Origin of the sequence: Streptomyces sp. RP5T (genome assembly GCF_003933965.1) — a bacterium.
Classification (GTDB): Bacteria; Actinomycetota; Actinomycetes; order Streptomycetales; family Streptomycetaceae; genus Streptomyces.
In genome coordinates, this window is the sequence record NZ_RSAJ01000128.1 from 1 (window position 1) to 18128 (window position 18128).

20 protein-coding genes and 1 pseudogene are annotated in these 18128 nt (G+C 71.0%); 8 read left to right on the plus strand and 13 right to left on the minus strand.

Annotation, left to right across the window (positions count from 1 at the left end; translation table 11 throughout):
- Window positions 1–163 precede the first annotated feature (163 nt).
- Entirely contained in the window at window positions 164–517 is a 354-nt protein-coding gene (locus tag EHS43_RS16080) for a VOC family protein (RefSeq protein WP_125191450.1), read from the minus strand.
- A complete protein-coding gene (locus EHS43_RS16085) occupies window positions 514–1635 on the minus strand; it encodes a Glu/Leu/Phe/Val dehydrogenase dimerization domain-containing protein (protein ID WP_125191451.1) in 1122 nt (373 codons plus the stop codon). The genes EHS43_RS16080 and EHS43_RS16085 overlap by 4 nt, the downstream gene beginning before the upstream one ends.
- Window positions 1636–1712: 77 nt before the next feature.
- Between EHS43_RS16085 and EHS43_RS16090 the strand changes: the two genes are divergently transcribed.
- From EHS43_RS16090 to EHS43_RS16100, 3 genes are all read left to right on the plus strand, one after another.
- Entirely contained in the window at window positions 1713–2171 is a 459-nt protein-coding gene (locus tag EHS43_RS16090; protein ID WP_125191452.1) for an Lrp/AsnC family transcriptional regulator, read from the plus strand.
- A gap of 122 nt (window positions 2172–2293) precedes the next feature.
- Complete coding sequence (locus EHS43_RS16095) at window positions 2294–2656, plus strand: STAS domain-containing protein (RefSeq protein WP_260470552.1); 363 nt, start codon at window positions 2294–2296, stop codon at window positions 2654–2656.
- Window positions 2653–3582: a sensor histidine kinase gene (locus EHS43_RS16100; RefSeq protein ID WP_125191453.1), complete on the plus strand. Its 930-nt coding sequence runs from the start codon at window positions 2653–2655 to the stop codon at window positions 3580–3582. Before EHS43_RS16095 ends, EHS43_RS16100 begins: the two co-directional genes overlap by 4 nt.
- A 75-nt stretch (window positions 3583–3657) precedes the next feature.
- Here EHS43_RS16100 and EHS43_RS16105 read toward each other — a convergent pair whose 3' ends face one another.
- Window positions 3658–4485, minus strand: a complete 828-nt coding sequence (locus EHS43_RS16105; RefSeq protein ID WP_125191454.1) for a MarR family transcriptional regulator — start codon at window positions 4483–4485, stop codon at window positions 3658–3660.
- A 298-nt stretch (window positions 4486–4783) separates the two neighbouring features.
- Between EHS43_RS16105 and EHS43_RS16110 the strand changes: the two genes are divergently transcribed.
- Complete coding sequence (locus tag EHS43_RS16110; RefSeq protein ID WP_125191467.1) at window positions 4784–5923, plus strand: peptidoglycan bridge formation glycyltransferase FemA/FemB family protein; 1140 nt, start codon at window positions 4784–4786, stop codon at window positions 5921–5923.
- A 93-nt stretch (window positions 5924–6016) separates the two neighbouring features.
- Here the strand turns inward: EHS43_RS16110 and murF are convergent, their stop codons facing one another.
- Window positions 6017–7372 (minus strand): UDP-N-acetylmuramoyl-tripeptide--D-alanyl-D-alanine ligase, encoded by a 1356-nt coding sequence (gene murF, locus EHS43_RS16115; protein WP_125191455.1) that lies wholly within the window; start codon window positions 7370–7372, stop codon window positions 6017–6019.
- Window positions 7373–7609: 237 nt separating this feature from the next.
- On the opposite strand from murF, the gene vanH reads away from it, so the two are divergent.
- From vanH to vanX, 3 genes are read left to right on the plus strand one after another with little or no spacing between them, the layout of a single operon-like run.
- Window positions 7610–8569: a D-lactate dehydrogenase VanH gene (gene vanH / locus EHS43_RS16120; RefSeq protein ID WP_260470554.1), complete on the plus strand. Its 960-nt coding sequence runs from the start codon at window positions 7610–7612 to the stop codon at window positions 8567–8569.
- A complete protein-coding gene (gene vanA, locus EHS43_RS16125; protein WP_125191457.1) occupies window positions 8562–9602 on the plus strand; it encodes a D-alanine--(R)-lactate ligase in 1041 nt (346 codons plus the stop codon). The genes vanH and vanA overlap by 8 nt, the downstream gene beginning before the upstream one ends.
- Complete coding sequence (gene vanX / locus EHS43_RS16130; RefSeq protein WP_125191458.1) at window positions 9599–10246, plus strand: D-Ala-D-Ala dipeptidase VanX; 648 nt, start codon at window positions 9599–9601, stop codon at window positions 10244–10246. Before vanA ends, vanX begins: the two co-directional genes overlap by 4 nt.
- Here vanX and EHS43_RS47740 read toward each other — a convergent pair.
- The 5 genes and pseudogenes from EHS43_RS47740 to EHS43_RS16155 form a co-directional block, all read right to left on the minus strand.
- On the minus strand, window positions 10221–11045 hold the full coding sequence (locus EHS43_RS47740) for a 3-hydroxyacyl-CoA dehydrogenase NAD-binding domain-containing protein (protein WP_125191459.1): 825 nt from the start codon (window positions 11043–11045) through the stop codon (window positions 10221–10223). The two genes, vanX and EHS43_RS47740, sit on opposite strands and share 26 nt — an antisense overlap.
- Window positions 11042–11791, minus strand: a complete 750-nt coding sequence (locus EHS43_RS16140) for an acetoacetate decarboxylase (RefSeq protein WP_125191460.1) — start codon at window positions 11789–11791, stop codon at window positions 11042–11044. The genes EHS43_RS47740 and EHS43_RS16140 overlap by 4 nt, the downstream gene beginning before the upstream one ends.
- A 7-nt stretch (window positions 11792–11798) precedes the next feature.
- On the minus strand, window positions 11799–12374 hold the full coding sequence (locus EHS43_RS16145; protein ID WP_260470555.1) for a crotonase/enoyl-CoA hydratase family protein: 576 nt from the start codon (window positions 12372–12374) through the stop codon (window positions 11799–11801).
- Window positions 12375–12400: 26 nt separating this feature from the next.
- A pseudogene (locus EHS43_RS16150) lies at window positions 12401–12718 on the minus strand (LysR family transcriptional regulator); the annotation flags it as partial.
- A gap of 46 nt (window positions 12719–12764) precedes the next feature.
- Entirely contained in the window at window positions 12765–13649 is an 885-nt protein-coding gene (locus EHS43_RS16155; protein WP_125191461.1) for an aldo/keto reductase family oxidoreductase, read from the minus strand.
- 129 nt (window positions 13650–13778) lie between these two features.
- Here EHS43_RS16155 and EHS43_RS16160 point away from each other — a divergent pair, with 129 nt between their 5' ends.
- Window positions 13779–14213, plus strand: a complete 435-nt coding sequence (locus tag EHS43_RS16160; RefSeq protein WP_125191462.1) for a helix-turn-helix domain-containing protein — start codon at window positions 13779–13781, stop codon at window positions 14211–14213.
- Between the two features lie 78 nt (window positions 14214–14291).
- On the opposite strand, the gene EHS43_RS16165 is transcribed toward EHS43_RS16160, so the two are convergent.
- From EHS43_RS16165 to EHS43_RS16180, 4 genes are all read right to left on the minus strand, one after another.
- Window positions 14292–15524, minus strand: a complete 1233-nt coding sequence (locus tag EHS43_RS16165) for a GNAT family N-acetyltransferase (protein WP_125191463.1) — start codon at window positions 15522–15524, stop codon at window positions 14292–14294.
- Window positions 15525–15637: 113 nt separating this feature from the next.
- Window positions 15638–16426 (minus strand): MBL fold metallo-hydrolase, encoded by a 789-nt coding sequence (locus tag EHS43_RS16170; RefSeq protein WP_125191464.1) that lies wholly within the window; start codon window positions 16424–16426, stop codon window positions 15638–15640.
- Window positions 16427–16556: 130 nt separating this feature from the next.
- Window positions 16557–17162 (minus strand): hypothetical protein, encoded by a 606-nt coding sequence (locus EHS43_RS16175; protein WP_185806271.1) that lies wholly within the window; start codon window positions 17160–17162, stop codon window positions 16557–16559.
- Window positions 17163–17226: 64 nt separating this feature from the next.
- On the minus strand, window positions 17227–18128 hold a 902-nt coding region (locus EHS43_RS16180; RefSeq protein WP_125191465.1), incomplete at its 5' end, for an NAD-dependent protein deacetylase.

Below are 18128 nucleotides of genomic sequence, written 5' to 3' on the forward strand. Positions count from 1 at the left end.
GCGAGTCGGGGCCCCGTCTGCCGCGTTGTCGACGCACCGATTCGGTGGTACGGCCCCGCCACCGGCCCCCGCCGTTTCCGCTGTTCCGCCGCCCAACGGGTGATGGCTTCGCGGCTCGGGGGTGAGGGAGTGACTCACCCGTTCAGCCGAGGAGTTCACCCCCCTAGTAGTACTGGACCAGACAGAATTCATGGTCCTCGGGGTCGGCCATCACCACGACCACGCCTTCGTCGAAGTCGTGCCGTTCACCAGTGAACCGGCCGCCGAGGGCGCGGACTTGGGCGATACCGCGGTCGATGTCGTCGACCCCGACGTCGAGGTGCAGGCGGACCTTGTCACGCTTCGGGCCGGTCACCGGCTGGAAGTTGAGACGGGGTTGCGGATCGCCCGGACGGCCGAGGTAGACCCAGCCGGGGCGGGCGGGCATGGCCGGGAGATCCAGCAGCGCGCTCCAGAAGCCGGCGACCGTTTCCACATCGACGCAGTCGACGGTGACTCCGATCCAGCGGTTCGTCATGTCGTCAGTTCTCCTGTTCCGTCGGATGCGCAGTGAGGCCGGTGCGGCGCCGCCCGGTGAACACGCTCCCGGGCGAGTTCCGAGGCCGCGTCGGCGGGGGTGGTCCGGTCGGTCCGGGCCCTGCGGAAGACCCGGCGGAGCGTCCCGGCGATGCCGGAGAGGCGTTCGGCCAGCTGTTCCTCGGTCTCCCCGCGCAGCTCGACACCGGTGGCGTGGATGACGCCTCCCGCGCTGACCACGACGTCCGGTGCCCAGAGGATGCCGCGCGCGGCGAGGAGGCGGGCGGTGGCCGGTTCGTCGAGCTGGTTGTTGGCCGGGCCGGCGACCGCGGCGCACCGCAGCAGCGGCACCGTGCGCGCCGTCAGGAGGCCGCCGAGCGCGGCCGGCACGAGGATGTCGACCTCGGCCGCGAGCACGTCGTCCGGATCCACCCAGTCCGCGCCCACCTCCTCGGCCAGGCCGCGGGCGGCGGGGTCGATGTCCGTCACGACGAGCCGCGCGCCGGCCCGGCTCAGGAGCCGGGCGACATGCGCGCCGACCGCACCCAGGCCGATCACCCCGAAGGTGCGGCCGGCGAGCTCCGGTGAGCCGAAGGTCTCGTCGGCCACCGCGCCCAGCGCCGCGAGGGTGCCGAGTGCGGTGTGGCGGGAGGAATCGCCGCTGCCGCCCGCCTCGACGGGCCGGCAGCAGACATGCGGGGTGCGTTCGCCGATCACCGACATGTCCGCCGGGCCGCTTCCCACGTCCGGGCCGGCGATGTAGCGGCCGCCGAGCGAGGCGATCGCGTCGCCGACGTCATGGAGCAGGGCCGTACGCTCCGCGCCGGTCGGCCGGATGGCGGTCGGAAGGGCGACGACCGTCTTCCCGCCGCCGTGATCCAGGCCGGCCAGCGCGTTCTTCTCGGTCATCGCCGCGGCCAACCGCAGGGCGTCGGCGGTCGCGGCGGCGGGGGAGGGGTAGTGGGCGATCCGGCATCCGCCGGCCGCCGGGCCGAGGGCGGTCGAGTGGACCGCGATGGTGATCGCGAGGCCACTGCGGCGGCCGCGCACGACGTGCACCAGCTCGTGCGACGGTCCGGGAAAAAGCGGGGACAGAGCTTCCGTATATGCGGCTGTCATGGCGGGAAGCTAGTCGTGCGGACAGCGCTCGCGGCCGTCAGCCGAAGGTAATTCGGTGCGAAGGCCATACTCGCCGTATGGACGAACTTGATTCGGCGATCATCCGGCATCTGCAGCGCGATGCGCGGCAGACCAACCGCGAGCTCGCCCGCATACTCGGCATCGCCCCGTCGACCTGTCTCGAACGCGTCCGCGCCCTGCGCGCCCGCGGGGTCATCACCGGCTACCACGCGGCCGTCGACCCGGCCGCCCTCAACCGGCACGTCCAGGCGCTCATCCACTTCCAGATCCGCCCCCTGAGCCGGGCGGTCATCGAGGCGTTCAAGACGTACGCGGCCGACCTGCCCGAAGTCAGCACGGTCTACGTCGTCACCGGCGGCGACGACATGATCGTGCACGTCTCCGCGCCCAGCGTGGACCACCTCCACGGCTTCCTCATGGACAAGTTCACGGCGCGCCGCGAGGTCGTCGGGTTCCGGACTTCGGTGATCTACCAGCACACCCACAACCAGGTGCTGGAGCCCCTCGCACCCTGACCCGCCGGACCTGCTCCCGCGCCCCTCACCCCGCCGGACGTCGGCTTCGCCATGCTGCCGCCGGCTGCCCCGGGCTGGTAGGCGATACTGGGGAGCCGGGGCGGTCGACCAGGGGTGAGGGCGTGGGCGGTGCGAGGCGGGCGGACGCGCTGTCGGCATTGCCCGGCCCGTCCGCGGGCGCTCTGAGCGTGCTGCCGCTGACGAACCGCCCCGGCTGGCAGGCGGCCGGTGAGGTCGGTCTGCTCACTCGCCCGGCCTGGGAACAGACGCTGTGCGAACTTGCCCGGAGCGACGAGGAGACGTGCCACTTGGAACTTTCCGCTGTCACGTTCGTCGACGTCGCCGGCGTCTCGGCCCTCGCGAGGACCGCCCAGGACCTTCCGCAGGGGCGGCGTATCGTCCTTGAGGAACCGCCCGCCACCCTGCGGCGGGTCCTGGACCTGTTCTGGCCGGATCTGCTCACTGTCGAGGTGATGGGGCGATGACGGAGTCCGCCACCGAACCGTTCGTTCATCCCGCCCTGTTCTACCGGGGCGAGCGGGAGTACCTGCACGGCACGGTTCCTTTCGTCCGCGACGGCCTGAAGGCCGGCGAGCCGGTGGCCGTGGCCGTGCCCGGGCCGAACCTCGCCGTGCTCAAGGCGGCTCTGGGCGAGGACGTCGCGCGCGTGCGGCTCCTCGACATGACCGAGGCGGGGCGCAACCCGGGACGCATCATCCCGAGGGTGCTGCGCGCCTTCGCGGACGCCCACCGCCAGACACGCGTACGGATCATCGGTGAGCCGATCTGGGCCGGCCGCAGCAGCCTGGAGTACCCGGCCTGCGTCCAGCACGAAGCCCTCATCAACTTGGCGTTCCAGGGGCGCGAGGTCACCGTAATGTGCCCCTACGACGTCGACCGCCTGGACGAACAGGCACTCACCGACGCGCACGCCACCCACCCCGTGGTCATCTCCGGCGGCCGGGAGCGCCCCAGTGCCGCCTACGCCCCCGCGCGGATGGTCGAGCGCTACAACCTGCCCCTGGAGCAGCCGTCGGCGGCCGAGGAATTCACCTTCCGGACCGGCCGGCTGCCGGAAGCCCGGCACTTCGGGGTCGAGCAAGCGGCCCGGCTCGGTCTTTCCGGTGTCCGCCTGGACGACGTGGCCCTGATCGTGGCCGAGCTGACCACCAACAGCGTGGTGCACGGCGGGGGTTCGGGCACCTTGCGGGTGTGGGCCGAGGACGGCCACGTGGTGTGCGACGTGCGCGATCACGGGCGCTTGGACGATCCGCTCGCCGGCCGCCGCCCACCCGCACGGGACAAGCCCGGCGGCCGGGGCCTGCTGCTCGTGCACGCCCTCGCCGACCTCGTCCGCATCCACACCAGCCCCGAGGGGACGGCCGTCCGCTGCTACATCAGGCAGCGCTGAGCGGGGCCCGCGAGTTCGTCGTACCGGGCGCTGGCTCCTTGCCGTGTCGGTCGCCGTCAGCCGCCGTCCGTCACGTCACTGCGAACCCGCCGCCACCAACATCGCGCTGATGGGTTCGAGCTCGGCGACCAGCTCGTCGAGTTCGGCGGGGGACAGGGCGTCGTAGGGCGGGGCGGCGAGTTCGTCGGTGAGGTCCTCGATCCGCTGCCTGGTCTCGCGGCCGGCGTCGGTGAACCGGCCGTCGGCGTCGACGAGCCCGCGCTCACGCAGACCGTCCATGACCGCGGCCAGCCGCTTCCTCGGCAGGTGATGGATGCGGCCGAACGACTCCGGCGGATGGATGCCCATCTCCAGCGCGGACAGCACGTGGGCCTCCGTGCCGCCGATGCGCGCGGCGACGAGAGCGGCGACATGCCCGTCACCGCGGTGCTCGCGCAGCATCGTCGCGGAGTGCCACAGCCGCGCGACCGGGTCGCTCGGCACCGGAAGGGTGCGCATCCCGGCGTACATCACGCGGCCCTGTGTGGGTGCGCTCGTGGCGGCTTTGGTGGTCAGGTCGGCGGCGCGCGCCAGGCCCGGGGACCCGGCCCGCTCCTCGCCGAGGATCCGCCGCAAGGAGGCCGCGCTGCCCCGTTCCCGCGCGGCGACGGACTCCTCGGGCGGGATCTTCTCCCACGCGCTGGGGATGTGCCGGGCGGCCTCGCCCTCGGCGAAGTTGTAGAAGGCTGCGTGCACGACCTCTGCCGGCACCCGCCCCAGGGGCGCGGCGCGGCTGGCGAAGTAGCCGTCCCAGTAGGTGCGGTGGCCGAGCGCGGCCAGTTCCTCGTTGCACTCGTCGGCCATGAACGTGACCAGGCAGATCGGTTCCAGGAGCTCGAACATGCGGCGGGCGGTGTGGGTCATGGCGACCATCATGCCCGCGGGGCCATGCCCCGCGGAGCGTTACGGCCGTCGGACGTCGGGGGAGCCCGTCGACGCCCGGGACGCGGCGCGGGCGGTGCGCCGCCTGCCGTGGCCATGACGCCAACCGGTCCGGCTCGCCCGACACCACCCGGCGCATATCGTCGGCGTATCGAAAAACGCATACGGGCCGACAACACCTGCCTCCGTTGAATGGCGCGATGTCCTACGACGAATCAGCGAGCACAGCAGCCCAGCCCCGACGCGCCGACGTGAGGACGGCGGGCCGGTGAGCCCGACCATGCCGCAGCGAGGGGCCGGGTGCGGACACCTGGCCGTCAGGCCGATCAGCGCCGCCGAGCACTTGGCGTTCGTGCGGGCACAGCGGTCGGTCAGCTTCCTGCAGACGCCGGCGTGGGCCGACGTGAAGACCGAGTGGCGCGGCGAGTCGCTCGGTTGGTTCGACGGCCGGCGGCTGGCCGGTGCCGGGCTGGTCCTGCACCGCCCGGTGCCGCGGCTCGAACGGTTCACGCTGGCCTACCTGCCCGAGGGCCCGGTCATCGACTGGACCGGAGACATCAGCGCCTGGCTCGACCCGCTGGCCGTGTATCTCAGGGCACAGGGAGCGTTCGCGATCCGGCTCGGGCCGCCGGTGCGCACCGACACCTGGAGCGCCGCCCAGGTCAAGGAGGGCATCGCCGATCCCGGCGTCAAGCGGCTCACCGACCTGTCCGGGCAGTGGACCGACCCGGTCGGCGCCCGGGTGACCGATCGGCTCAGGGACGCCGGCTGGCTGCCGCAGAGCCCGCGGAACGGCTTCGGGGTCGGGCATCCGCAGTTCAAGTACGAGATCCCGCTCGCGGGCAGGACCGAGGACGACGTGCTCAAGGGCATGAACCAGCTCTGGCGCCGCAACATCAAGAAGGCCGCCAAGGACGGCGTCGAGGTCACGGTCGAGGACGACCTGAAGGTGTTCCACGACCTCTACGTCCACACAGCCGAGCGCGACCGGTTCACACCACGGCCGCTGCGCTACTTCGAGACCATGTTCGCGGCGCTGAACGCCGAGGACCCCGAGCGGATCAGGCTCTACCTGGCCCGGCACCGGGGCGACGTGGTCGCCGCCACCATCCTGATCCGCGTCGGCGCCCACGCCTGGTACTCCTATGGTGCCTCCTCGACCCGCAAGCGCGAGGTGCGCGGCTCCAACGCCTGCCAATGGGCGATGATCCGGGACTCCCTCGCGTCCGGCTGCGAGGTCTACGACCTGCGCGGCATCACACCGACCCTCGACCCCGACGACCCGCACGTCGGTCTGATCCAGTTCAAGGTCGGCACCGGCGGGCAGGCGGTGCGCTACGCCGGTGAATGGGACCTGCCCTTGCGGCCGTTGGTCTACCGGGCCTTCGAGCTGTACATCAAGCGGCGTGGCGGGGGATGAGGCCGACTCCTCCTGCGGGCCGGCGCCCGGAGCGTGAGCGCCGCGGTGGGCGTCCCCTCCGGCGCCGGGCCCTCGACACCGCGCGGCCCTCGGTCAGCCACGCCATGAACCGAGCGCGTCGGCCACCTCGTCGAGGCGCGCCCCGCGCGATGCCTTGACGAGGACCACGTCGCCGGCGGCCAGGTGCCGGCGCAGCCAGCCGACCGCCGCGCTCCTGTCTGCCGACGACACCGCCTTCTCGCCCGCACCGTCGGCGATCGACGCGGCGGCCCCGCCGACCGCGACCACGACGTCGGCCCGGGAGGCGGCGTACTCCCCGACAGCGCGGTGCTCGGCCTCGCTGTCGTCGCCGAGTTCGAGCATCTCGCCGAGGACGGCGACACGGCGCCCGCCCTCGATCGCGGCCAAGGCGTCCAGGGCGGCGCGGGTCGAGTCGGGGTTGGCGTTGTAGGAGTCGTTCAGCAGCGTCACCCCGCCGGCGAGCTCACGCAGCTCCATGCGCCACCTCGACAGCGAGGCGGTGGCCAGTGACGCCGCCGCCGTGTCCAGGGGTACGCCGGCCACCAGGCCCGCGGCCATGGCGGCCGACGCGTTGAGCGCCTGGTGGGCGCCCACATGGACCGGTGCGACGGATGCCGAGGCGTTGGCGGTCCGCAGGGTGAAGGACGGCCGGCCGAGCCGGTCCAGCGTCAGGTCGAGCGCTCTCACGTCGGCGTGCTCCGCCCGACCGAAGGTCAGTACCGGACCCTCGGTGAGTGAGCGCATGGCGGCCACGCGGGGATCGTCGGCGTTGAGTACGGCGGTGCCCCCGGGCGCCACCCCCTGGACCAGTTCGCCCTTGGTCCGGGCGATGGCCGCGCGTGACCCGAACTCGCCGAGGTGGGCCTGGCCGACGTTGAGGACTACGGCGACGTCGGGCGCGACCAGGCCGGTGAGCGCGGCGATGTCGCCCACGTGGCGCGCTCCCATCTCCAGGACGAGGAACCGGGTGCTCGCTTCGGCGCGCAGCATGGTCAGGGGCACCCCGAGCTCGTTGTTGCACGAGCCGAAGGTGGCGATCGTCGGACCCGTGCTCGACAGCACGGCCGCCAACAGGTCCTTGGTCGTGGTCTTGCCCTGCGAGCCGGTCAGCCCGAACACGGTCAGCCCCTCGCGCAGCCGGCCCACCACATGGAGGGCGAGCGCCTGCAACGCGGCCCGGGTGTCCTCGACGACGACCGTGGGCAACGGGGTGGGCCGGGAGCCGAGCACGGCAACGGCGCCGGCCCGGCCTGCCTGCTCGGCGTAGTCGTGGCCGTCCACGTGCTCGCCGGTGAACGCGACGAAGAGGCCGCCCTGTTCGGCCTGGCGGCCGTCGAGCACGGCCGGCGCGGTCACGGTCGTCGAACCGTCGCCCGAGACCGCCCCGCCGACGACCGTGGCGATCTCATCGACGCTGAGCGGGATCACGCGGCGGCCTCGCGCGTCCGGGCGGAGGAGTTCGGGAAAAACGAAATCGGATGGGCCATCAACTCAACCATGTGCTCGACGCTATAGGCCTGTTGCATATCGCCGGCGTATCGAAAACCGCATACGTTCCGGCAACACTCCGCCGTCTTGGCTGAGGGCATGACCCACAGGGAACAAGCCCGAAAACCGGACGGCCTGAGCCGACCACCCGCGAATTCGTCCTCTTCCGTACCGGCCATGGGTATCACCGTCTACGGATGCGAGCAGGACGAGGCCGTCCTGTTCCGGGAGATGGCATTCCGTTTCGGTGTCACACCGACCATCACTCAGGCGCCGGTGTCCGAATCCAATGCCGAACTGGCCACGGGGAACAGGTGCATCAGCGTCGGCCACAAAACCCGGGTCCCCCGTTCCGTGCTCAGCGCCCTCGGCCGAGCCGGGGTGGCGTACATCTCCACACGGAGCATCGGCTGCAACCACATCGACGTGGACCACGCGGCAAGCATCGGCATCTCGGTCGGGAACGTCACCTACTCGCCCGACAGCGTGGCCGACTACACGCTGATGATGATGTTGATGGCGGTACGCCATGCGAAAAGCACGGTCCGCCGCTCGGACCGTCACGACTACCGGCTGAACGAGGTGCGCGGGAAGGAACTGCGGGACCTGACCGTCGGGGTCGTCGGAACAGGACGTATCGGCACGGCGGTCGTGGAAAGGCTGCGGGGTTTCGGCGGCCGGGTACTCGCCCACGACCGCCGCTCCAAAGCCCTCGCCGATCACGTTCCACTCGATGAACTGCTGCGGCTGAGCGACATCGTGACGCTCCACGCACCCCTCACCCCGAGCACCCGTCATCTCCTCGACCGGCGGCGGATCGAGCGCATGAAACGCGGTGCCTTCGTCGTCAATACCGGCCGCGGCTCCCTGATCGACACCGAAGCCCTGGTATCCGCGCTGGAAGGCGGACGGCTCGGCGGAGCGGCGCTGGACGTCATCGAGGGAGAAGAAGGAATCTTCTACGCCGACTGCCGCGACACACACATCCAGAGCAAGGCGTTACTGCGGCTGCAGGAGATGCCGAACGTGCTCATCACTCCTCACACCGCCTATTACACGGAGCACGCGCTGATCGACACCGTCACGAACTCGATCACCAACTGCCTTGCGTTCGAAGGAAGGAATCAGCATGGCTAGGCTGAAGGCCGGCATCATCTTCGGGGGCTGCTCCGAGGAACACCCCGTCTCCGTGAAATCGGCGCGCGAGGTCGCGCGCCATCTCGACGTCGAGAAGTACGAGCCGTTCTACGTCGGGATCACCCGGAGCGGTGAGTGGAGGCTCTGCGCCGGGCCCGACACGGACTGGGAGGGGAGCGAAGGCCGCCCGGCCGTACTGTCACCGGACCGCGGCGTCCGCGGGTTGCTCGTGCTGGACGCGGGGCGCTACGAGACGATCACCCTGGACGTCGTGCTGCCGGTGCTGCACGGCAAGCTGGGCGAGGACGGCGCCGTACAGGGTCTCCTCGAACTGTCCGGCATTCCCTACGTCGGCTGTGACATCCAGAGTTCCGCGCTGTGCATGGACAAGTCCCTCGCCTACCTCGTGGCCGCGAGCGCGGGAATCCGTACGCCGGACCACTGGATCTGCGCGCCGGACGAGGATATCGACCCCGACCGGATCACCTACCCCGCCTTCGTGAAGCCCGCCCGCTCGGGATCGTCCTTCGGCGTCACCAAGGTCTCCCGGAAGGAGGAACTCCTGAGCGCGGTGGAAACCGCCCGGAAGTACGACGCGAAGGTGCTGATCGAGGAGGCCGTCGCCGGCAGCGAGATCGGGTGCGCGATCCTCGGCAACGGCAAGGACCTGATCGCGGGGGAGGTGGACCACATCGCGCTCTCCCACGGGTTCTTCAGGATTCACCAGGAGGACCGGCCCGAGAGCGGATCGGACAACTCCGTGGCGATCGTGCCGGCCGACATTACGGAGGAGTCGCGATCGCGCGTCGCGGAGCGGGCGAAGGCCGTCTACCGTGCCCTGGGCTGCCGGGGACTGGCCCGGGTGGACATGTTCCTCACGTTGGAGGGTGACATCGTCCTCAACGAGGTCAACACCTTTCCCGGAATGACGTCGTACAGCCGCTATCCGAGGATGATGGCGGCCGCGGATCTCCCGCTCACCGAGGTCATCGACCGACTGGTGTCACTCGCACTCCCGGCGGACCGCCGATGAACGAGCACTTCGCCTTCGTGGACGAACTCGTCCCCGGAATACGCTGGGATGCCAAATACGCCACCTGGGACAACTTCACCGGAAAACCGGTGGACGGCTACTTGGCGAATCGCATCGTCGGTACGACGGCCCTGTGCGCCGCTCTGGAGGAGGCGCGGGACAAGGCAGGGTCCCTCGGCTTCGGTCTGCTCCTCTGGGACGGCTACCGCCCGCAACGCGCCGTGGACTGCTTCGTGCGCTGGTCGCGGCAGCCGGAGGACGGCCGGACGAAGTCACGGCACTACCCGAACATCGACCGGCCCGACATGTTCGAGCGGGGCTATGTGGCCGCCCTCTCCGGCCACAGCCGGGGCAGCACCGTCGATCTGACGCTGTATCACCTGAACACCGGCGAACTCGTCTCCATGGGAGGAGGACACGACCTGATGGATCCCGCCTCCCACCATGGGGCGACGGGAATCGATCAGGCCGAGAGGCGAAACCGTGAACGCCTTCGTTCGATCATGGAGGACTGCGGCTTCCGTTCCTACGACTGCGAGTGGTGGCATTACACGCTCAAGCGCGAGCCGTATCCGGACACTTACTTCGACTTCCCGATCGGGCGGCCCCCGTGCGTCCTCACACGAAGGCACTCCGGCCGGTGATCGACTTGCCCACGATCAGGGTGTTCATCTCGCGGGTGCCCTCAAAGGAGTAGATCGCCTCGGCGTCCGCGAAGAAGCGGGGGATGTCGTGGTCCAGGAGGATGCCGTTGCCGCCGAAGATCTCGCGGCTCCAGCCGACGACCTCGCGCATCCGCGAGGTGACGAACACCTTGGCCAGGGAGGAGTGTTCGTCGCGGAAGATGCCGGCGTCCTGGAGCCGGGCGAGCTGGACCAGCATGCCCCAGGACGCGGTGATGTTGCCGAGGCTCTTTCCGACCGAGGTGTAGAAGTCCACCGCGGTCTGTACGGCGTCCTCGGCGGTGCGCTCGCCCGGCACGACCTCGACCAGCGGGAGCAGGTGCGGCGGGTTGAAGGGGTGGCCGATGAGGACACGGGCGACGTCCTCGTCCGCCAGCCCGCCCGTGAACGCGGTCGCCGGGATCGCCGACGACGAGCTCAGCAGCAGCGCGTGAGCGGGCGCCTCTCGGGCCAGCGCGGCGAAAAGGTCCTTCTTGAAATCGGCGCGCTCCGGGCCGTTCTCCTGGACGACGTCCGCGTCGCGGACCGCGTCGGTCACGTCGGCGGCGATGTGCACCCGGTCGGCGAGGCCGGTCACGTCCAGACCGCGGGCGGCCAGGTGCGGGGCGTACTGCTCCAGCGCCTCGGCGACGGCCTCGGCGAGGTCCCCGCGCGGATCGCTCACCCGGACGGTCAGGCCGTGCGCGGCGAACAGTGCTGTCCAGGACAGTCCGATGGTTCCGGCGCCGACGACGGCGGCCGTACGGAAGGAGCGGGTCATGAGGACGCGCCTCCCTTCAGGTAGTCGTGGACCGGCTCGACGCCGTTCAGCGTCAGGTCGGTGAGGATGTGGCTCGCGGAGACGACCTCGACGACCGGCAGGTCGGCCAGCGGGGCGAGCACGTGCTGGAAGAGCTGGAGGCGGGCGGGGCCGGTCCAGGCGCCCTTGACGGTCAGGTCGGTGATGCGGGTGCGGACGAGTTCCTGCACGCGCGGCATGCCGTCGTAGCCGGGGACGGTCTTGAGCATGAACGTCGGTACGGCGATCTGCGCCTCGGCCTCGCCCCGGTCCAGCTCGTGGTGCTTGTAGCCCATGGTGGCGGTGGCGACCCGCAGCGAGCCGTGGTCGAGCGTGCCGACCAACGCGCCGGAGTCGACGTACAGCGACGGGGAGCCGATGACCTTCGGGTAGGCGGAGACCTCGCGCCCGGAGGCGGTCGCCGGGAAGTTGTCGAGGTACATGGCGTGCAGGTACTCGCCGCGCTCGCCCTCGAAGCTGACGGGGATCGCCTGGCCGGCCTCCGTGTAGGGGCCGTAGCCGCTGACGTCGCCCATCCTCATGACCTCGAAGCGGACCAACGGCTCGTCGACGCACAGCGGTTCGGGGACCACGGTCCGCAGCGCCACGGGGTCGGTGCGGTAGACGATGTTGAGATACTCGCGGTTGGTGAACCGCGGGACCATCGGCGCGAACGCCGGGCTGGTGAGGGGGGTGGTCAGATGCTGTCGTGCGTCCTCGGTCCTCATGCCGGCCTCACCGTCCCGTCCACCGGGCGGCCCGGCGTTCGGCGAAGGCGGTCATGCCCTCGCGTACGTCGTCCGAGGCCATCAGGGTCTTCATCGCGCCGCGCTGGAAGGCGAAGGCCTCGGCGTCGGGGGCGCCGTCGGCGGCGCGCACGACGCGCTTGACGGCGGCCAGCGCCAACGGGGCGTTCCGGGCCAGCTGTTCGGCCAGCCGCAGGGCCTCGGCGACAGCCTGTCCCTTGGCGGTGACCCGGTTCACGAGGCCCAGGTCGCCGACGCGACGGCCGTCGACGGGCTCGCCGGTCAGCAGCAGCTCCATGGCCAGGTGGTGCGGGACGCGCTTGGGCAGCCGGATCACCCCGCCGCCCGCGGCGATCAGTCCGCGCTTGACCTCGGGCAGGCCGAATCGGGCGTCCTCGGACGCGACGATCAGGTCGCAGGCCAGGGCGAGTTCGAAGCCGCCGCCCATGGCGAAGCCCTCCACCGCGGCGATGAGGGGCTTGGTGGGCTCGGCCTCGGTCAGACCGCCGAACCCGCGGCCCTCGACCTCGGGCGACTCACCGCGCAGAGCGGCCTTGAGGTCCATGCCGGCGCTGAACGTGCCGTCCGCTCCCGCAGATCCGGATGGACACCGCTCGGCACACCCAGCAACAGGGTCGCCCGCCGCGGCCGGGCCGTCTCGTCGAGGCGCCACCGGATGGAGTCGACCTGCTCCAGCACGCCCCGCGCGATCGGCAGCAGCGCGCTGCCGGCCTGCGTGAGGGCCACACGGTGGGTGTCGCGGTCGAACAGGCGGTGGCCGAGCTCGTTCTCCAGATCCTTGATCCGTCTGCTCAGCGGGGAGGCCGCCATGTGCAGTTTGCGGGCCGCCAGGGAGAAGTTGAGTTCCTGGGCGACAGCGACGAAATAACGCAGATGCAGGAGTTCCACGCTGCCACCGTAAAGGGCTGGTCGGCGGACGTGATCAAGGGCTCCGTCATGGTTGTGCGGATCCGATGCCGTCCAGTTCGGCCACGTCCTCGTCGGAGAGCGTGAGCCCGGCCCCGGCGACGTTCTCGCGCAGGTGGGCGATCGTGGAGGTGCCCGGGATGAGCAGGATGTTCGGCGAGCGCCGCAGCAGCCAGGCCAGCGCGACCGACATCGGCGCCGCTCCCAGCCGGCTCGCGACCCGCGTCAGGGCCTCGGACTGCAGCGGTGTAAAGCCGCCCAGGGGGAAGAACGGCACGTAGGCGATGCCGTCGGCGGCGAGGTGATCGATGAGGTCGTCGTCGTGCCGGTGGGCGAGGTTGTACATGTTCTGCACGCACACGACCGGGGCGATGCCGCGCGCCTCGGCGATCTGCTCCGCGGTCACGTTGCTGACGCCCAGGTGGCGGATCAGTCCCTCCCGCTGGAGGTCGGCCAGTGTCTCGAACGCCTCGGCGATCGAACCGGGCCGGGAGCCCTGAGCGTCTCCCATGCGCATGTTGACCAGGTCGAGGGCCTCGACACCGAGGGATTCCAGGTTCTCGTGGACCTGCTTGCGGAGGTCTTCGGGGCGCCGGGCTGTGGGCCAACCGCCCTGCGCGTCGCGGTTCGCGCCCACCTTGGTGGCGATGAACAGTGACTGCGGACAGGGGTGCAGTGCTTCGCGGATCAGCTCGTTCGTGGTGCGCGGGCCGTAGGCCTCGCTGGTGTCGATGTGGGTGATCCCGAGGGCGGCCACCTCGCGCAGGACGGCCAGGGCGCCGTCGCGGTCGGCAGGCGGTCCCATGACCCATGGACCGGCGAGCTGCATCGCGCCGTAACCGAACCGGGTGACGGTGGAGTCGCCCAACCTCCAGGTTCCGCCGGGAAGGGGAGGTGTGGGGGTGCTGTCCATCGCATTGCCTTTCGCTTCTCCGCGGGGGTGGTGTCTCCGTTCCCCTTGCTCCAGTCTTGGAGAGTTGCTTCCCCACGGGAAGTAGGCACTTTGAAGTGCGTAACACTCCAGAAAGAGACGGTGAGTCCGGTGGCGACCACGAGGGCCGACAAGAAGGCGCAGGCCAAGGCGGAGTACAACGCGTTCCTGGCGGCGTGCCCCAGCCGTCAGCTCCTCGACCGGATCTCGGACAAGTGGGTCGTCCTCGTCCTGTGCGCACTGGGTGGCGAAGCGTCCGGGCAGTCCGGCGCCGCGCACACCCCGAAGGCGATGCGCTACTCCGAACTCGCCCGGCTGCTGGCCGGCGTCAGCCAGAAGATGCTGACCCAGACCCTGCGCGCCCTCGAACGCGACGGGTTGCTCACCCGCACCGTGACACCCACCGTGCCCGTGACCGTCACCTACGAGCTGACCGACCTCGGCCTCTCGCTCCACCACGTGACCCGCGGGCTCAGGCAGTGGGCGCAGACGCACATGGACCAGGTCCTGGCCAGCCGGGCGAAGCGGGACGCGGAAGCGGGTTAGTTCGGGCCTGTCCGGCGGATCATGCCGACCTCGCGGTGTAGCCCGGTACGGGTGTGTGCAGGCTCACCGGGTTGGCCGTCAGAACCAGTGCAGGCAGTGCGGGGGCCGGTCGGCGCGGAAGAGGGCGTCAGCGCGGGCGGCCGCCTCCAGGCGGTGGGCCCGGATGTGTCCGGCACGCACGAGTGTGCTCGGGGCGGTGCCGCCGAGGTAGATCGCGCCCAGGTCGTTCACGTGCAGCGACAGGTCGGGCTCCCGGTCCGTGGGGACGCAGTCGGCCTTGCCGTCCCGCACCGTCAGCAGGTGGCGGCCGTGCTCACCGAGGAAGGGGTCCTCGACGTCGAGGACGAGCTCGCCGTCCGCGAACCAGCCGCGCGCGGTCAGCGCACGCGGGACGTCCAGCAGCCGCACCCAGAGCCAGTCCATGTCACCGCTGACCTCGCCGGCGCGGAAGTCCGCGAGCTGCCAGCGCAGCGGGTGTCCTGGCGGGACATGGTGGAACACGACCTGCGAGACCAGGTCGTGGGCGAGCAGGAAACGCGCCAGGGCGGTGAAGACGGCGTCGTCACCGGTGATGGTCTCGTCGACCGTCAAGGTCCTGGCCTTGTCGATCGAGTAGCTGGCGTACCCGTCCGGTACGCCGTCGGCGTCCCGGTGGACCGCGACGTAACGGGGGGCCGGCGAGATCGGCGGCTGCCCCGCGCGCAGGGTCCACCAGCGGTGCGGCCGGGACAGCGCGCCGGGCTGGGTGCGACGGTACCGGTCGTAGACGTCCTCCAGGATCTCGCCGCAGTCGGCGCGACGCAGCACCTCGATCGTGCCGCCGTCCGGAACGGGCGCCGGGGCGTCCGCCGATACGCGGGCCCGCGCGGGGGCGAGCGCGGCGCGGTGGCGCTGCACCGTCAGCCGCCCGGTGTAGGTCGCCGGTCCGTAGCCGAACCTGCCGTAGATCGAGGCCTCGGAGGCCAGCAACACGGAGAGGAACTGTCCGTCGGCCCGCAGGGCGGTGAGCTGATGCCGCATCATCGCGCTGAGCACGCCCTGGCGCCGGTGCGAGGGCAGAACGCCGACGGCGGTCACCCCGGGTGCCGGAACGAGGGTCTCGCCGGGGAGGGTGAGCTCGAAGGGGTAGGTGGCTGCGGTGCCGACGGGCCGTCCGTCCGGCGTCAGGGCGAGCAGGCAGCGGTCCATTTCGAGCGCCGACCACCACAACCCGCCGCCCTCGACCGGGGTTTCCGGGAAGTACCCGAACGCGGCATGGACGGTGTCGACGAAGACGTCGAGATCCTCGTCGGTCGTGGGACGTATTTCCATCGCTGCCGCTGCCTCCTCGGAATCCGGCACCACGACTGACCGGTGGGGCCTGGGCACAGTGCAGCGTCGGCCCGAGCCCGGGTCAAACCAATTACGGCTGTGCCCGTGGCCGTTCACGGCACCGGCGGCACGTCCTGCCGCCCGCCCCGTGCCTGCTCCTGGTTCGACCGGTGGGGGCCGTGGAGCCAGTCCGCATGCTGCCCCAGCCGCGCGTCGTCCGGTTCACCGCCCCGCCGCAGCGCCTCGACGTAGGCGCGATCAGCGGCGAGGCGCGCCGCCACCTGGGGCCCTTCGGCAACGGCACCATGGCCGGGGATCACGACCTCGACGTGGCGGGCCGCCTCCTCCAGCAGGTCGAGCGCCTGCTCGTAAGCGCTCACCTGATCGTCCTGGCGTACGTCGAAGAGCGGGATCAGCACGTCGGAGAGCATGTCACCCACGATCAGGACGCCGCGGTCCGCGAGGAGGAGCGCGGCATGGCCGATGGCGTGCGCCTGATGCTCGATGATCTCTCCCGGCACGGGTGTGCCGCTTGCGGGCAGCGGGGTCAGGAGGCCGACCAGTTCGAGAGGGACGCCGGACGCGCTCTCCGCCGCCATCGCCCGGGCCCGCTCCCGGGCCGCGGCGGCGAGGCGGGCGGCGGCCGGGGTGGCGTAGCGCGGCACGTCGCCGAACCGCTCGTGCCAGAGCAGGTGGTCCCAGTGCGGGTGGGTGCAGAACCCGGCGACCACCGGGACCCCCAACCTCGCCACGGCATCGGCGAGTTCGTCCAGCTCGGAGCCGTTGATGCCGGGGTCGACCAGGATCAGCCCGTCGTCCCCGTGCACCACGACGGAGTTGCTCCACACCCACTCGCTCTGCCGGACCCAGACTCCGTCGGCCACCTGTTGCAGCTTGCCCATGTCGACTCCCATCGGTCGGTCACAGCGCTGAGACTGCGATCCGCGGCGAAACTCATCTGTGCGGGGCAAGGTGCTCATGCCGCCAGGGTTGGCCCGGACGTGCCTGCGACGGGCGGTCCGAGCCGGAGTCTCAGCGCTGATGGAGCTGCCACATGGCGAGTTCGTCGTCGTGGGCGCGCAGGCGGGCGACGGCCTGTGCGGGGGTGCGCTGTTCGGTGAGTTCGTAGAAGAAGAACAGCGGGGCGAACACACTGGCATAGCCGAACGGGGCGCCCCGCGGGGCGATGTAGACGCCGGCGCCGGCGTCGAGGAAGGCGTCGGCGAGCGCCGGTTCCCCTGTGTCGCAGCCGGTGACGAGCGTGACGCTGCCCGGCAGCCGGAAGTGCTCGCGTACGTGGTCCGGACCGACGGCACCGTTGAACGGCTGGAACCCGGCCATCTCCTCGGTGACGTCGTCCAGCAGGATGCGTCCTTCGTCACCGTGGCAGGACAGGATCACGTAGGGCGCGATCGGTCTGCTGCCGTCCAGGGCGGCCACCAGGTGGCGGGGCTGACCGACCCGAAGATGGTTCACCTGGACGCCGAAGACCTCCAGCCCGTCCCGCAACGCGTGCGCGGACCCGCTTCCGATGTCGATCAGGTCCACCTCGGTCCACGCCAGACGACCGGCCTGGATCTCGCGTACGCGGGACGGACGCTGAGTCGCCAGCCACTCCTCTTCCGCTTCATGCGTCACCCGGTCACGATGCCATGAACGCCCGCCCTCCGTAGGCGGGTTGGGCTCGTCGCCCGGTCGGGCGTCACGGCCCCGAACAGGGTGCCGGCCGACCGTCGGCGGAAAGGTTCAGCGTGTCCGCGACCGTGGACAGGGCGGTCCCCAGCGGGAGGCTGACGCGGGTGTGGGCGAGCGGGTCGCCGCGAGTGGGGTCCCGGTTGATGATGAGAACCCTCTTGTCCGACTGAGCCGCCAGGCGGACGAACCTGAGTCCGGACATCACCGTGAGCGAGGAGCCCAGAACGAGCAGGGAGCTCGCGGAGCGGACCAACTCGCGGCAGTGCTCGATGCGTTGCGCGGGCACCGTCTCGCCGAAGAACACCACGTCCGGCTTGAGGATGCCGCCGCAGTCCGCGCAGGGCGCCACGCGGAAGCCGGCGACCTGATCGTCGGAGAGGTCGGCGTCTCCGTCGGGGTTGATGCCCGCGGCCACCGGCCGGAACCCCGCGTTGGCCGCTTCCAGCCGCTCGGCGAGCTCGTGGCGCGAGGTGATCGCCTCGCAGCCCAGGCACCGCACCCTTGCCAGACTCCCGTGCAGTTCCACGACCCCCTCGGCGCCGGCGGCCTGGTGCAGACCGTCGACGTTCTGGGTGATCACCCCCGAGAGCAGACCGTGCCGGGCGAAGGTGGCGATGGCTCGGTGCCCGGCATTGGGACGGGCACGGCCGAAGGTACGCCACCCGAGGTGGCTGCGGGCCCAGTAGCGTCGCCGTGCCTGCGGGCTCGCGGTGAAGTCCTGGTACGTCATCGGCGTGTGCCGGCTCAGGCTTCCGCCCTCGCCCCGGTACGCGGGGATGCCCGACTCCGTGGAGATGCCCGCCCCGGTGAGGACGAGCACACCGCCGGCGCCGAGCGCGTCGACCACCGGCCGGAGGTCGGTGGTGCCCGGTGGCAGGCCTGGGGGAGGGGTCCAGTGGAGTGTGGGGC